This window comes from Pseudomonas sp. TE3552 (assembly GCF_056278945.1).
The window spans coordinates 3,454,335-3,468,999 of sequence record NZ_JBWBQJ010000001.1 but is presented as its reverse complement, the minus strand read 5'-3'; the positions used below and the strand labels follow the sequence as shown (position 1 = coordinate 3,468,999).

General features: G+C 55.4%; 12 protein-coding genes. 3 read left to right on the top strand and 9 right to left on the bottom strand.

Features of this window, described 5'->3' with window-relative positions:
• Positions 1 to 8 precede the first annotated feature (8 nt).
• The 6 genes from alr to ACZ9BB_RS15470 all read right to left on the bottom strand — a co-directional run bounded on the left by alr (position 9) and on the right by ACZ9BB_RS15470 (position 6,103).
• Entirely contained in the window at positions 9 to 1,250 is a 1,242-nt protein-coding gene (gene alr / locus ACZ9BB_RS15495; RefSeq protein ID WP_476218326.1) for an alanine racemase, read from the bottom strand.
• A 346-nt stretch (positions 1,251 to 1,596) separates the two neighbouring features.
• Positions 1,597 to 3,024: an amidase gene (locus ACZ9BB_RS15490; RefSeq protein ID WP_476214500.1), complete on the bottom strand. Its 1,428-nt coding sequence runs from the start codon at positions 3,022 to 3,024 to the stop codon at positions 1,597 to 1,599.
• A 4-nt stretch (positions 3,025 to 3,028) separates the two neighbouring features.
• Complete coding sequence (locus ACZ9BB_RS15485) at positions 3,029 to 3,712, bottom strand: amino acid ABC transporter permease (protein WP_349746877.1); 684 nt, start codon at positions 3,710 to 3,712, stop codon at positions 3,029 to 3,031.
• Positions 3,709 to 4,365: an amino acid ABC transporter permease gene (locus tag ACZ9BB_RS15480; RefSeq protein WP_019582764.1), complete on the bottom strand. Its 657-nt coding sequence runs from the start codon at positions 4,363 to 4,365 to the stop codon at positions 3,709 to 3,711. The genes ACZ9BB_RS15485 and ACZ9BB_RS15480 overlap by 4 nt, the downstream gene beginning before the upstream one ends.
• Positions 4,365 to 5,153 carry an amino acid ABC transporter ATP-binding protein gene (locus tag ACZ9BB_RS15475; RefSeq protein WP_086945812.1) on the bottom strand — a complete coding sequence of 263 codons (789 nt, stop codon included), beginning with the start codon at positions 5,151 to 5,153 and terminating at the stop codon, positions 4,365 to 4,367. The genes ACZ9BB_RS15480 and ACZ9BB_RS15475 overlap by 1 nt, the downstream gene beginning before the upstream one ends.
• Positions 5,154 to 5,230: 77 nt before the next feature.
• Positions 5,231 to 6,103, bottom strand: a complete 873-nt coding sequence (locus ACZ9BB_RS15470) for an ABC transporter substrate-binding protein (RefSeq protein WP_476214499.1) — start codon at positions 6,101 to 6,103, stop codon at positions 5,231 to 5,233.
• Between the two features lie 98 nt (positions 6,104 to 6,201).
• Between ACZ9BB_RS15470 and ACZ9BB_RS15465 the strand changes: the two genes are divergently transcribed.
• Entirely contained in the window at positions 6,202 to 7,323 is a 1,122-nt protein-coding gene (locus ACZ9BB_RS15465) for a GlxA family transcriptional regulator (protein ID WP_476214498.1), read from the top strand.
• Positions 7,324 to 9,057: 1,734 nt separating this feature from the next.
• Positions 9,058 to 9,504 carry a GNAT family N-acetyltransferase gene (locus ACZ9BB_RS15460; RefSeq protein WP_476214497.1) on the top strand — a complete coding sequence of 149 codons (447 nt, stop codon included), beginning with the start codon at positions 9,058 to 9,060 and terminating at the stop codon, positions 9,502 to 9,504.
• A 168-nt stretch (positions 9,505 to 9,672) separates the two neighbouring features.
• Here ACZ9BB_RS15460 and ACZ9BB_RS15455 read toward each other — a convergent pair whose 3' ends face one another.
• Positions 9,673 to 9,843, bottom strand: coding sequence for a hypothetical protein (locus ACZ9BB_RS15455; RefSeq protein WP_476214496.1), 171 nt, complete (start codon positions 9,841 to 9,843; stop codon positions 9,673 to 9,675).
• Positions 9,844 to 10,137: 294 nt separating this feature from the next.
• Here ACZ9BB_RS15455 and ACZ9BB_RS15450 point away from each other — a divergent pair, with 294 nt between their 5' ends.
• The gene (locus ACZ9BB_RS15450; RefSeq protein WP_476214495.1) at positions 10,138 to 10,461 is read left to right on the top strand and encodes a hypothetical protein; all 324 of its coding nucleotides are present in this window, start codon (positions 10,138 to 10,140) and stop codon (positions 10,459 to 10,461) included.
• 107 nt (positions 10,462 to 10,568) lie between these two features.
• Here the strand turns inward: ACZ9BB_RS15450 and ACZ9BB_RS15445 are convergent, their stop codons facing one another.
• Positions 10,569 to 12,359 carry a bifunctional diguanylate cyclase/phosphodiesterase gene (locus tag ACZ9BB_RS15445; protein WP_476214494.1) on the bottom strand — a complete coding sequence of 597 codons (1,791 nt, stop codon included), beginning with the start codon at positions 12,357 to 12,359 and terminating at the stop codon, positions 10,569 to 10,571.
• A gap of 134 nt (positions 12,360 to 12,493) precedes the next feature.
• Positions 12,494 to 14,575, bottom strand: coding sequence for a carboxy terminal-processing peptidase (locus tag ACZ9BB_RS15440; protein WP_476218324.1), 2,082 nt, complete (start codon positions 14,573 to 14,575; stop codon positions 12,494 to 12,496).
• Positions 14,576 to 14,665: the final 90 nt, after the last annotated feature.

The window sequence follows — 14,665 nt, the reverse complement described above, 5'->3', positions numbered from 1 at the left end:
CTCACTGGTTAGTCGGAGGCTTTATCCGCCACCAGGGCTTTGGGATTGCTACTCCCCCAAACGGTAGCAAGGTCCACCAGCAATGTTCCACTGAGTTCTTCAAGTTCACTCTGGGCGATCTCACTGTCGCCTTGTTTACCGAAGAGCACCACTTGATCGCCAGCGCGCACAGCAGGGATATCTGTCACGTCCACCATGAGTGTATTCATGGAGACCTTTCCTACCACTGGAGCACGCTGCCCATCTATAAGGACAACGCCTTTATTGGTAAACGCTCGACGATAGCCATCAGAGTAGCCCACTGGAATATTCGCAAGCTTTGAATCACGACTCAGTGTCACTGTTCGGTCATACCCCACTGTATTGCCTTTAGGGTATTGATTAACAGACGCCACGTATGACTTGACCTGCATGACCGGTTTGTACTCGGCATGCGAAGGTTCCATCATCCCATACAAGGCGCCTCCGGCACGTACCATGTCCAAATGCGACTCTGGCACTTCTAACGTCGCGTAAGAGTTCGCCGCATGAAGGGTGATTTTACTTCTATCAATTCCGGCGGCCTTTATCAGCCAAGCCGTTTGCTCATTGAAAGCCTTGAGCCCTTGCCGAACATCATCCTTATCCTGCACCGCGAAGTGAGTCATGATTCCGACCAACTCCAGAGGAGCCAAACGATTGATCGCCAAGGCTTCTTGCCGACCGTGTTCAGTGCTCATTTCCAGGCCGTTACGACTCATACCACCTGCGTTCAACGCCAAGTGAACCTTCAGGCGATTCCCATGCTTTTCAGCAATAGCGGCCGTTTCTCGAGCATAATCGAGGCTACTGACTAACTCCTCTATCTTGTACGGCAATGCTCCTTCCACCTCGGCCAACGTCGCTGTACGCACTCGGACAAGTTCCCCCTTGAATCCACTTTCACGTACAACTCGAGCCTCTTCATTGCTGGCAACGCCTACGCAGGGCACTTCCATTTTCATGACAGATGGCATCAATAACGCGACACCATGACCATAGGCATCCGCCTTGAGGATGGCACAAAGCCGTGATTTATTCGTCAAGGTACTCTGGAGCGTACGAATATTGTTTTCAAACGCCGCCTGGTTAATTTCAACCCATGCATTACTGGTTGCCACGGCCCGTTCAGACTGACCATTATCCAAAGAAAGCAGCGGTGCAGCCTGAACATACCCATGCCCTATAATCAGGCCTAAAGAAAGAGCAATAACAGTCCGTGTGAAAGGCATCCAATACATCTCCTGATACAGAACGTTGTTGGTGACAACTAACGATTTGACGACATACATGACTTTGCGCAAGCCACTACCCAACTAAGGAAGTGGCCTGACTTTATGGGCGGCAGGGTACACCACTGATAGCGACAAAAGCAAAACTCAGTACAGGGCGAACAACGTTATTGAAACGCTATCCTTGGAGTAACCCTTCCGGTGAAATTTTTGATGACTCGCGAAAACACTGGGCAGATATATATTATATTTTTTATATAGATTTATAGCTGGCACTTTCTAACCCCACTTTAACTTGGAGCGCTGGCAGGGTGATACCCAGGGATATATCAAGCAGTTATATCCATCACGCAACCGCGTTGTCCGCCAGCTCCCAGCCCTCAGGCCGTAGCGTGTGCCAATCGCTGACCTGTTGATAGGCATGGCCGATGCGCAGAATCAGCGGTTCGGCGAATGCCCGACCCACAATCTGCATCGAGACCGGCATGCACTTTTCATCGAGCCCAATGGGCAGCGCCACCGAACACAGGTTCAGCAAGTTGGCGAACCGCCCCAACAAGGCCAGTGGCGTGCCATATTCATCGACCTCATCCAACGGTACACTGCCAATAGCGTTGGTCGGGAAAGCGCAGGCGTCTATGTTGGTCATGGCCTCCTGCATGGCGTGCCGAGCGGCACGGCGCTGATTGTGCAACTGGATATACGACGCTGCGTCGATGGCGCGACCACTGAGTACGCGACGTTGAACATGGGGGTCGAAACGCAGATCGTCGCGCTCGAACAAGCTACCCAGGCTGGCATAACCTTCTGCGCTCATCAGCCCCCCAGCGATGCGCATGCACTGCTCCAACGACGTGGGTAGCGGTTGCTCGATCAGTTGCATGCCCAACGCGGCCAACTGCTTGAGCCCCAAATCGTAAGCCTTCAGCACCCCGGGAGCGACATGCGCTCGTTCGGCCTGTGGCAACACCCAGATGCGCAAACCGGCTACCGGCTGATTGAGACCGGCAGCGGAGCTGAATACAGGTGCCTGGGCCGAAACCGGATCCAGCGGGTCCGGGCCCAGCAGTGCATCCAACATCCACGCCGCATCTTCAACGGTGTGAGTGATAGGCCCTACCGAATCCAGCGAAGGACACAGTTCGATCAAGCCATGGCGACTGATAAGCCCACGCGTGGTTTTCAGCCCGACCAAGCCGCACATGCCCGCCGGAATCCGCACCGAGCCGCCGGTATCGGTGCCCAACGCAGCGCTCGCCAACCCGCTGGCCACGGCCACTGCCGAGCCGCTGCTTGAGCCACCCGGAGCGCGATGCACGTTACGGTCCCACGGGTTCCACGGCGTGCCCATCACCGCGTTAGTGCCCCAGCCACCGAAAGCGAATTCGACGGTGTGGGTCTTGCCAAGAATGATTGCACCGGCACGCTCCAGGCGTTGCACTGCAGTGGCGGTCAACCTCGAAACACGCGGTGCCTGTGCCAATGATCCACCCGTGATGGCCTGGCCATCGATCTCGAACAAGTCCTTGATCGCCAGAGGAATGCCATGTAGCGGTCCCAGGTGTATACCGGACGCACGCTGGCGATCAGCGGCGATGGCCGCGTTCAAAGCACGCGAGGGATAGGCCTCGACATAGGCATTGAGCTGCTCGTCAAAGCGCTCGATGCGCGCCAGTTGCGCACGAACCAGCGCTTCGCTAGTCAGCGATCCCGCCTGCAGCGCCTGCTGCAACTGGGCAATGCTGTGGGAAGTAACTCGATCTATGGTGCTCATATGTTCAACCTCGCACGGTTTTGCGCCCGCGTGAAAAGTGCTTTTCAAGCACACGCGACAGCATTGAAAGAGGGAAAGCGATAACAAAATAGAACAGCCCTACCAGCAGGAAGACATGCATTGGCAGGAAGGTTTCCGAAGCGATGGCTCGCGCCGCCAGCATCAACTCATCGGTGGCGATCAGAGCGCACAACGAGCTGTCCTTGAGGATCGACACATAGGCGTTAAGCAGTGGTGGCAACATGCCACGAATCGCTTGCGGCAGGATGACGGTGGTAAACGCTTTCAGTGGCGTCAGTCCGATGGCGATGGCGGCTTCGCGCTGGCCGCGATGCAGCGAATCCAGGCCGCCACGGAGGATTTCCGCAACGTAAGCGGCACCCTGCAAACCCAGACCGATGGCCCCGGCCCAATAGCCGGACAACGTCAACCCCAGGCTGGGCAACGCGAAATACAGAGCCAGCAGCAACGCCAGAAGAGGTACAGCGCGCATGCTCTGAATAAAGAACGTTGCCAACCGTTTTAGGATGACACTTGGACTTCTCATCGCCCAGACCAACAACGCCCCCAGCACGACCGCCAGAGCGAACCCCATCAGGGACAATTCGGCAGTGATCCGTGCACCGAGCAACAGGCGAGCAATCCAGTCGCTCCAGTACTCCGGGTATTGCTGAAAAAAACTGATCATCGCGCGCTCCCAAAATGACGTTCGAGCCGAATGAATCCCACACCGATCGGTAAAATCATCGCAGCGTAGATGCACATCACAGCCAAATAGATCAGTGAAGTCTGGAAGGTGGAGGTCACCAGATTGCGCGCCAGGAACATTATTTCCGGCACGGCGATGGCCGAGGCGATGGACGTGTCCTTGACCAATTGCGTGACGTAGTTGGCGAACGCAGGCAACGTCACGCGCAGGGCCTGGGGCAAGAGAATGCAGTGCAAAATCTGCATCCGGCTCAGACCGACAGCCAACCCGGCTTCATGCTGACCGACATGCAGCGACTGCAAGCCGCTACGGAAAATATCGGCCAACACCGCGCTGCCCACCAGACTCAAGCCAACGATGGCGGCCAGCCACGCGGGCAAGTTGATGCCAAGGTAGGAGAGACCGAAATAGATCAGGAACAGATGCGCCAGCGCGGGAACATTGCGCATCCACTCAATGAAACAGCCGATCACCCCATGCAACACCCGTGACCGACTGAACGTCAGCAACACCGCCAGTACTACCCCTCCGGCACTCGCCAGCAGCAAGGTACACAGCGCGATTTCCAGGGCGGTGAGCGCGCCTTTCAACAACAGAGGCAGTAGCCCGAGAAAGACCTCGAAGTTCGCCATCAAGCGCCCTCCATGGCCATGCGCCCAAGAAAACTGCGGGTGCGCTCATGGCTTGGGTTGTCGATTACCTGCGCCGAAGGCCCTTGCTCGACAATGTGTCCGCCGTCCATAAAGATCACCCGATCCGCCACATCCCGAGCGAAGCGCACTTCATGGGTTACCATGATCATGGTGCGGCCCTCTTGCGCCAGCTCACGAATCACGGCCAGTACTTCACCCACCAGTTCGGGGTCCAGCGCCGAGGTCGGCTCGTCGAACAGGATGACTTTAGGTTGTTGGGCCAACGCGCGGGCGATAGCGACCCGCTGTTGCTGTCCGCCGGACAACTGCTCGGGATAGACCTCGGCCTTGTGCCGCAGATGGACTTTTTCCAACATGGCATCAGCCAGCTCATAGGCCTGCTTGCGCGGCATACCCTGTGCCTTGATCGGCCCCAGTGCGACGTTGTCGCGTACGCTCAAATGTGGCCAGAGGTAGAAGAGCTGAAACACCATCGCGATCTCGCGTCGCTGCGGAGCCATTTCCCGATCACTCATCAGACGTATGCGTTTACCGTCCTTGATCTGCCCGATCAACTCGTCGCCCAGCCAGATATCGCCTCGAGTGGGTTTTTCCAGGTAATTGATGCAACGCAGGCAAGTGGACTTTCCCGACCCGCTGGGGCCGATCAACGACAGGGTTTCACCGGCTTTCAACTCCAGGTTGATACCCTTGAGCACCTCCAGATCACCATAACTTTTGTGCAGGTCATGCACTCGCAGCAATGCAGGTTCGGACGGGGTCGACATCTTGGCTAACCTCTTTTTGTTATAGACATGGCGATGAATCGGCACGGGCCATCAGGCCGATTCATCCGCTCAAGCGCTTATTTGCAGCCGGGCAGTTTCCAGTCCGCCGGGCGGTCGACACCCAGCCTCAGGTCCTTGCCTTCCGGCACATACCAGACATCCTGAGTCAGACCGTAGCGGGCACCGATCTTGCGCATTTCACAACTTTTCCAGAGGGTCTGGATCTGCTCGTTCACGGCAGCCACCAGCTGCGGGCTGGCCCCTTTATTGAAGCCGTACACCACCTGACCCAGACCCGTCAGCAGTGGGAAATTCGGATCGTTGTCGGTGAAAGCGTTGAAGTGCAGGTGCCACTGCTCGTTGCGAAAAATGGCGTATTGCATGACCGGAGGATCGCCAATCACTGCATCGATGCGCCCGGCGAGGAGATCGCGCACCGCGGCATCGGAGGTGTCGTACAGCGCTACTTGCAGCCCTTCGATCTTGCGCATCTCAGGGATGAACGAAAAACCCGTGATGGTGCCGACCTTCTTGCCCTGCAAATCTTTGAGGCTGCTCCAGTTGGTCTTGTTGGTCTGGGTGATCCCGTTCTTGAAATAGTGAATCGGGTCGCTCACGGTCATGATCTTCGCGCGCTGCTCGGTCCAGCCCATGGTGCCGGCCATGACATCCACGCGTTTAGCTTGTACTGAGGCGATGGTGCCGGCCCAGTCCATCAAAGCAGGTTTAACCTTCAAACCCAGCTTCTCAGATATTTGTTGAAGGATTTCACCGTCGTAGCCGACCATCCGGCTGTCTTGATAACCGGTCCCCGGCATATCGCCAGTGAACGCGATAGTCAGGCTTCCCGGCTCTACCGTTTCCAGTGCGAATGCCGGTACCGAGGCCAGCATGGATACCAGCAGACCCGCATAGATACCGGCAAAACGTTGAACGCTGGGCTTCTTCATCACGTGCTCCTCGATTGTTTTTTTATGAACAGCATGGTGTTAGGCAGGAGCTCATCGTATGGTGATCAGCGGTATAACTTGTTGGATGGTTTGCATGAATGATTGAACATTTGCGACATTTCGGAGATGTACTGCCCAGGGCCTCCAGCGACAGCCTCGTGGAAGGGCTTGATAATGGTCAGGCACGACATCCGCCAAGCCGACGCGGCGCCACCGAGTTGTCTATTGGTATTGTTTTGTGGCCGCGCTTCCCCTTGCTGTCACTCTCAGGGCTGACCGATGCGTTGCGACATGCTGCCGATACGGGTGATCAGAGCCGCCCGATACGATGCCAATGGAAAGTACTCGGTACCCCTGGGCAAAGAGTCATTTCCAGTTGCGGACTGGATGTACCTATCGACAGTGAACTCACCCATCCTCATCAATTTGATTACATCGTGGTGATTGGTGGACTGCTTGATTCCCTTGAGGCAGCACCAAAGACTTATCCGGCATTTCTGCATCAGGCGGCAGCCGCTGACGTGCCATTGATCGGTCTATGCACGGGCAGCTTCGTGCTCGCTCGACATGGCCTGATGGAGGGACGTACTGCTTGCGTGCATGCCTACCATTGCAACGACTGGAAACGTCTGTTCCCCAGATTGCGCTTTGTCAGCAACAGTGACTTCCTCATCGACAAGGATCGGATCACCTGCGCAGGCGGTATCTCGGTGATTGAGTTGGCCATCCATCTTATTGGGGTACATTGCGGCCCGGATCGGGCCGGCAAAGTTGTTCATCAGATGACGGTCGCAAAAAACAGCTCCGGCAGTTTCGTCGACCGGCGCAAGGCACTTGGCTACGCCAGCTCTTCGAACAGGCGCCTGCACGAAGCCGTGATGCTGATGGAAAAGCACATGACCGAGCCTTTGGATATTGACACAATCGCGAACCTTGTCGGTACCAGTAAACGGCAACTGGAGCGGCTGTTTGTCGCTGAAACCAGTAACACTCCGGCCCAATTCTATCGCCACGTTCGACTCAGGTTTGGCCGATGGCTTCTCATCAGCTCGGACCGACATATCGGGGAAATCGCTTTCGAATGCGGGTTCGCCGATGCGCCCCATTTCATTCGACATTTTCAGAACATGTTTGGCATGTCCCCCGGAAAATTGCGCAAAGAGTTGATGCAAAAAGCGACACTCACCCAAGGGGGGAGGTTTTTTTTATATAGACAGTGAAGCATTGATCGGTCGCGGGGCAGAATATGAAGATCAAGTTGGAATGAGATTAACGGTTTTTCGACAGGCAGCTTTTGGTTGTGAATTCTGCCGTTCGTGAAGGGCAGAAATCGGCCATTTTTGGTCAGTCGTGACAGATACAAACTCGCCAGCGGGCCTTGCTGCGGCTCCAGATTTTTGCCCGAAGTGGGGTGCCCGAGCATATCGGATTAACATCCCACCTTCTCAATGTCACATCTATCGCATTTCATGTCGCAGATAATTGAGAACCTGCGACAGACTCACACGACATCATAAAGCCTTTACCGTCAAGCCCGAGTGAGTCGTCGCATAACTTAGAAGTTATACGACAGTTTTTTTCAAAGCCGCTACACCAGTATCAAAGCGCAAGGTCAATCGTAAAAAGTGAACTCACTCATCTTGAACGCTGCGCCCACGCCCCCCTAAATTCATAAGTTCGTTAGTCATCATCAGCCAAATGACCATGCGAGGGGTGTAGTGCCGCTTACCTCACGTAAATTCCCGAGACGGCTCCCCATTAATATGTATGGTTTGAGTGAGGCAGTAGCCACGATTTCTGACTGCGCGAAAGAGATGCCTTCCTCCAGCGCTTTTCTTGAATTTTACTTGCAGTCTACTCAAGCTCATCTCCAGGCCGCGATAGAGGTCAGGATCTCTCCCAATACCACTAATTAGCTCTGCTCTACTGATTACGCGCTCCTCCTTGAGGAGCATGTTTTTTACAATTATGCCCTCAATATTTGTTAAGTGTATTTGATTGGCGCCGTCGAATAGAATTCGGTTATTTATATCGAGCTTCCAGCATTGAGGGTGTTGAAGTGATATCTCTGTAAAGTTTGTCATGATTCTTGATTATAAAATTCATGGATGCAACAAAAAACAAATCGCAAAAATATTACTTATTTTTGTCTTCCGCAATGTAGTTCTAGGGGCGTATTTTTTAAATGTGAGCCTTATTGTAATCGCTACACAGTAGGGTGTGGATTTATAGTAATGTATTTGTAGACTGGATATTAAAGGCTTGCTAATAGAATTAGTTTATTAAAATCCTTAATTATTCAGATTCAACGTTGAAACAGGTAATCGTAGGGTGTATCGGTCAGCCGTGGCTTTATCGACCGCTCATTGTCTCTTCTCCATTCGTGGGAAATGCGCAAATTTCTCCAAAGATGTTTCGCGTCCGTGAGAGCCAACAACCAAGTAGCTGGGCTTGCTGCGCTGGCTTGAGGAGGAGTTTATAGACGGGGCGCGTGCCAGCCTTTCATTTGGCGACAGCGCTTTTTCATTTCATGACAACCCATAACCTTTGTTTGATCTGACATTGCACATAGCGTTGTTTGAGTCAGTTTTTGCCCTCTCCCGACGTACCAATATGTCGTCAGTGGTGCGCAAATTCGCGGATGGGGTTTGAGAGTACGAAATCCTGAGGGTCAGCTTTGGGTCGATTCTGTTGAAAAAAGTCGATCATGGTTTCCACGGCTGAAAAGTACGTGCTTGAGATTGAAATCTTTGCCCTGAGCACAGGACTCCGGGCTCAGATTTCGTGTAGCTGCGCGCAATAAAGGCGTTTTCAGCAGTCCGTATGCAGGCAGTCCTGAGGGATCGACTTTTTCAACAGAATCGGTCGATAACTGCCACTTGCATCTCTACATAGCGTGCACGCGAAGATCCTCGGCCAGCCAAAACGGTTTCACACAGAATCAAGGACGATGCATGGAACAAGTCGAGATTCATCAGATCACGCACCTGCCGCCACAGATTCTAGCCTTGGAAAAAGAGGCAGTTGGAGAGGGTTTCAGGTTTCTCACTCGGCTGATTGCCGAATGGCACTCCGGAGCGAATCGCTTCGATGCCCCCGGAGAATGTCTTATGGCGGCGTATTTCAACCAGCAACTGATAGGCATCGGAGGCCTTTCAGTTGATCCATATGGCGGGACTAATACGGCAAGGCTGCGACGGGTTTACGTCGCAGCTTCTTCAAGAGGGCAACACGTGGGTCAAACGCTAGTAAAAGCGCTGGTCGCACATGCCACTCCTCGCTTTCAGAACGTGCGTCTTTCCACCGATACGCCCGAAGGAAACGCGTTTTACCTGCACTGCGGTTTCATGCGAACAGTGGATGTCCATGCTACTCATATCATGCTGCTAGGCGACGCCTGATTCAGTCTATCGGCCAGCAGGGTCGCGAACGTCTGCAATGGGCCGATTCTGTTGAAAAAGTCGGTTTTCCCAAAACGCTCGAACATTGATGGGTGAAAACACCTCTTTTGCACGCTGCTACGTGAAATCCGAGTCCTGAACCTTCTGCCAAAAACACAGATTTCAATCTCAGGCGCGTACTTTTCTGCCGTGGAAACCGAAGCCGACTTTTTCAACAGAATCGGTCGAAACCGGCCAACCCCCGGTGGAGAAATCAAGCCAACCTTCAGCGAAGCCTTCCGCCACGTTTTTCCTTTTTGAGCGAAATTTCTGGGCAAGGTCTTCGGAAGTTTCCTTCAAGTTGTGGCGGTTTTCGTGAACTGGTGCGCAGTGAGTTCGATCGGTAGGCTTTGGTGGTCACTGAATATCAGTGAGGGGGTGTAGGAACCCTTTAAGCATCGGTAATGCGTTAGCAATCGAAGTCAGATTTGCGGCCGTCAATGTGCGTCCGTAATATCTGTCGCGGCGGCTATGCGCGGGCACGCTTCGGCGTGGTCGAGTTTCCGATGCTCGGTATTCCTACCCCGCGTATAGCTGCCACCCGAGCCTGTAGGAAGGCTTTTGGCAGTTCCCATTTTCATCGGAAGGTCTCAAATGCCAACACTTCATCCCGATCCACCCTACGAAAAACCAATCCCCCACCCCAAAAACCGCTTCATGGCGTTGACCAGCAACTGCACCGACATGCCCACCCTGTTTGTCGATACCCATGCACCGCTGGACATTCTGACTGAAGCCGCCAGCTATCGAATCCGCGCCGTCACCCAAGTGCTTGAGAACTTGTCCATGCGTGGCTCAGTCGAATGTGATTCGATGATCCTCAGCGATTTTGCCTTGCTCTGTGCCATTCCACTGCGCGATGGCTGCGATGTGCTGGATGTGATTGGGCGGCGGTTGCGGGCAATGCCGTCGGAATAGCGTCGAGTACTGTTTTGTGGCGAGGGAGCTTGCTCCCGCTGGGTCGCGAAGCGGCCCCAAAAGGGGACTGCTGCGCAGTCCAACGGGAGCAAGCTCCCTCGCCACAATCACCGATGCCCGGCAACCAACGTTTCCTCGGCTGCTGGCACCGCCAGGCTATCAATCACATGCACGCTATACCCCGGCACATTCTTGGCGTGGTGTTTGGCTTGCGACGCCATCTCCGCCAACTGGCTGGCATCGAGTTGTCCACAGGCCTGTGGATGCAAATGCACCACACCGATGGACAGAGACAGCAGCGCAAACTCCTGCCGCACACCCTGGCGATTAGGGGCGATGAAGCAGCCGGCTTCCAGGTGTTCGCTGCGGTAGAAGCGTCGGCATTGGCTGTGGAAGTCGTCCAGCAGTTGATTCAGGCGTTTGCGCCAGTCTTCCGGGCCGAGCACCAGCAGGAAGTCGTCACCGCCGATATGGCCGACAAAGTCGCGGGATGGGTCGACGCGGTCGTTCAGGCATTGCGCCAGGCACAGTAGGACTTCGTCCCCGCGACCGTAGCCGTAGATGTCGTTGAAGGGTTTGAAGCTGTCGATGTCCACGTAGCAGATCACCGACTCCCGTTCCTGTTGTAGCAGGCGTGTCAGGCATTGCTGGATGGGCACGTTGCCTGGCAGCAGGGTTAGCGGGTTGGCGTAGCGGGCTTGTTGGATTTTCAGTTCGGTAATCAGTTTGAGCACGTCGATCACTCGGCCCAAGCCCAGATAGCCGCCGTTGAGGGTGATGATGAAGTCTTCTTCGATGCGTTGGCGGGCGCGGCTGGTGATCAAGCGGCTGACCTGTTGCAGCGACTGGCTCAGTTCCACGGCGAGGAAGTCGTCGCTCATCAAGCGGCTGATGGGTTTGCGGGCGAACAGGTCGGTGGCAAAGGGCTTGAGCAGGGCATCCGAGAGCGAATGACGGTGAACGATGCCGCACGGCCTGCCCTGCTTGTCGAGCACTGCCAGGGAGTTCAGGTTGGCCTGGCGCCGGAAGGCTTCCAGTACGGTGGCGGTCGGGGTGTCGCTGGCCATCGCCGGTTGGTCGTTGAGCAGGGCGCTGAGGTCACTGGCTTCCTCGTTCAGCATCGCTGCGGCGCTGGTTGGTTTGGGCATCAAGGTTCGGGCATCGCGGGGCGGATGCTCCTGGGGCCGGCAGAGCAGATAGCCTTGCACCAGATCGACGCCCATTTCGGTCAGTACGGCGAGTTCTTCTGGCAATTCGATGCCTTCGGCGATCACTTTTGCCCGCGAAGCCTTGGCGATCTGCAGGATCGAACCGACGAATTCACGCTTGAGCGCGTCCTGATGAATGCCGTCGATAAAGTGCCGATCGATCTTGACGTAATCCGGGCGTAATTCAGACCAGAGCCGCAAGCTTGAATAACCTGCGCCCAGATCATCCAGCGCAATCGAAAAACCCATCGCCCGATAGTGATGCAGAGCGGTTTGCAACAACTGGAAATCGTCGGTCGGGGTCTGTTCGGTGAGTTCGATCACCACCTGGCTCGGCGGTATGCCGAAATCCTGCAGCAGTTGCAGGGTGCGTCCGGGTTGGTGGGCGGCTTCGAGCAGGGATTCCGGGGACACATTGAGGAACAGCTTGCCGGGCAGTTGCTGTTCATTGAAACGTCGGCAAGCGCTTTGGCGGCACGCGATCTCCAGCTCGCTGAGGCGACCGGCCTGGCGAGCTACCGCGAACAGGGCGATGGGGGAGTGCAGCGGGCTGTTGGAGGGGCCACGGCTGAGGGCTTCGTAGCCGATGATTTGTCGTTCGCAGAGGGAGATGATCGGCTGGAACAGGCTGTGCAAACCGCTTTGAGTCAGTATTGAGCTCAAGGCACTCAGCTGTTCGGTTGTGGTCATGGCGATCTCTGGCGATAAAAAAAGGACTGGGAGCGCAAAGCTCCCAGTCCTTTATTTCACGACAGAATGATGTCTGTTTGATGACGCTCCGGGGAGCGTCAGCATTAAATTGCCATCATCTTGATTGTAACCACTTAGTGTTTGGCCACCGCGGTGTTGAGTTTCAAGTAATCCAACAGAATCCGCCCGGTTTCGCTCAGGTAGGCATCGTCTTCTGGCTTGGTCTTGTCCGGCTCGGCCGCGATGGCATCTTCGTCTTCTTTCTTCAGCTCTTTGAGCGGCTCTTCACCCTTGGCCTTGCGACGGATGTTTTCCATGGCCAGTTGCTTGGCTTCGATATCGGCGTGTTGTGCACGACGGTCGGCTTCATTGAGGCTGACGGTTTTTTCGGCCATCAACTTCTGGGCCAGAGCCAGTTTGTCGCGGATGAACACGAACTCCGCGTCTTTGGCCGAACGCATATCATGCTCGGACTTGAGCTGCGAGATGTACGGCTTGAACGGGTCGAGCGCCGGCTTGATGGCCGCGCGGATGGTGTCCCACGGCATGGCTTCCGGCAGGGCGCTTTCGCCGATTTCCTTGGTGTCGATGACCGACGGGTAGTCGATGTCCGGCAACACGCCCTGATGCTGGGTGCTCTGGCCGGAAACCCGGTAGAACTTGGCCAGGGTCAGTTTCAGTTCGCCATGGTTCAGCGGCTGAATGGTCTGCACGGTGCCTTTGCCGAAGGTCTGGCCGCCGATGATCAGTGCGCGATGGTAGTCCTGCATGGCACCGGCGAAGATCTCCGAAGCCGAGGCGGACAAGCGGTTGACCAGCAACGCCATCGGGCCTTTGTAGAACGCGCCCGGGTTTTCATCTTCCAGTACATCGACCCGGCCGTCGGCGTTACGCACCAGCACGGTCGGCCCTTTGTCGATGAACAGGCTGGTCAACTCGGTGGCTTCCTGCAAGGAGCCGCCGCCGTTGTTGCGCAGGTCGATGACCACGCCGTCGACCTTGTCTTTCTGCAATTCGGTCAGCAGCTTCTTGACGTCGCGGGTGGTGCTCTTGTAATCCGGATCGCCAGCACGGAAGGCCTTGAAGTCCAGGTAGAAAGCCGGAATCTCGATGACGCCGAGCTTGTAGTCCTTGCCATCCTGCTTGAGGTTGAGGACCGACTTCTTCACCGCCTGATCTTCAAGTTTCACCGCTTCGCGGGTGATCGGCACGATCTTGGTGGTCTGGTCGTTTGGCGCATTGCTGGCCGGGATCACTTCCAGGCGCACCACGGTGCCTTTCGGACCACGAATCAGTTTGACCACTTCGTCCAGGCGCCAGCCGACCACGTCGACCATTTCTTTATTGCCCTGGGCCACGCCGATGATCTTGTCGGCCGGTGCAACCTGCTTGGTCTTGTCGGCCGGGCCGGCAGGCACCAGTCGTACGACTTTCACTTGGTCGTTATCGCTCTGCAACACGGCGCCGATGCCCTCCAGGGACAGGCTCATGTTGATGTCGAAGTTCTCCGCGTTATCCGGCGACAGATAGTTGGTGTGCGGGTCGTAGGACATGGCGAAGGTGTTGATGTACGCCTGGAAGATGTCTTCCGCACGGGTCTGGTCCAGACGCGTCAGCTGATTCTTGTAACGCTTGGTCAGGGTTTCCTGAATCTGCTTCGGCTCTTTGCCGGAGATCTTCATCCGCAGCACTTCGTCCTTGACGCGTTTGCGCCACAGGTCGTCCAGCTCGGCGGTGGTCTTGAGCCAAGGGGCATCCTTGCGGTCGACCAGCAAGGTTTCCTTGGTGGTGAAGTCGATCTTGTCGACGCCCTTGTTCAACTCGGCAAGGGCAAAGTCCAGACGCGCCTTGACGCGGTCCAGGTAGCGCTTGTAGATGGTGAACCCGGCGTTCAGGTCGCCGCTTTTGAGGAAGTCGTCGAACTGGGTTTTCCACTTGTCGAATTCGGCAATGTCGCTGGCCATGAAATAGCTGCGCGATGGATCCAGCAGCTTGAGGTAGCTGTCGTAGATGATCATGGAGCGTGCATCGTCGAGCGGTGGCTTGCTGTAGTGGTGGCGCTTGAGCAATTCGACGACGTTCAGGCTGGCAATCACTTCGTCACGATCGGGCTGAAGCTTGTCCCAGCTATTGGCTGCGAACGAATTGCTCGACATCGGCAAAAGACCGAGGCCAATGACAAGAGCGAGGGCGGTGCTGGGAAACAAATGCTTCATGCTGATTCGACGCAGGGACAATTGATAACGCATATTAGGCCGTCTTTGAAGTCGCCGGATCCACAAGGACCGGTCGCATAATGCAAAAAG

What these genes read in the sequence shown, in the direction of transcription:
- ACZ9BB_RS15490 (WP_476214500.1), bottom strand. Translation starts at nt 3,024, where the DNA reads ATGAGCACCATAGATCGAGTTACTTCCCACAGCATTGCCCAGTTGCAG.
- ACZ9BB_RS15450 (WP_476214495.1), top strand. Translation starts at nt 10,138, where the DNA reads ATGCCAACACTTCATCCCGATCCACCCTACGAAAAACCAATCCCCCAC.
- ACZ9BB_RS15440 (WP_476218324.1), bottom strand. Translation starts at nt 14,575, where the DNA reads ATGAAGCATTTGTTTCCCAGCACCGCCCTCGCTCTTGTCATTGGCCTC.
- ACZ9BB_RS15445 (WP_476214494.1), bottom strand. Translation starts at nt 12,359, where the DNA reads ATGACCACAACCGAACAGCTGAGTGCCTTGAGCTCAATACTGACTCAA.
- ACZ9BB_RS15465 (WP_476214498.1), top strand. Translation starts at nt 6,202, where the DNA reads ATGATTGAACATTTGCGACATTTCGGAGATGTACTGCCCAGGGCCTCC.
- ACZ9BB_RS15475 (WP_086945812.1), bottom strand. Translation starts at nt 5,153, where the DNA reads ATGTCGACCCCGTCCGAACCTGCATTGCTGCGAGTGCATGACCTGCAC.
- alr (WP_476218326.1), bottom strand. Translation starts at nt 1,250, where the DNA reads ATGCCTTTCACACGGACTGTTATTGCTCTTTCTTTAGGCCTGATTATA.
- ACZ9BB_RS15470 (WP_476214499.1), bottom strand. Translation starts at nt 6,103, where the DNA reads ATGAAGAAGCCCAGCGTTCAACGTTTTGCCGGTATCTATGCGGGTCTG.
- ACZ9BB_RS15480 (WP_019582764.1), bottom strand. Translation starts at nt 4,365, where the DNA reads ATGGCGAACTTCGAGGTCTTTCTCGGGCTACTGCCTCTGTTGTTGAAA.
- ACZ9BB_RS15485 (WP_349746877.1), bottom strand. Translation starts at nt 3,712, where the DNA reads ATGATCAGTTTTTTTCAGCAATACCCGGAGTACTGGAGCGACTGGATT.
- ACZ9BB_RS15460 (WP_476214497.1), top strand. Translation starts at nt 9,058, where the DNA reads ATGGAACAAGTCGAGATTCATCAGATCACGCACCTGCCGCCACAGATT.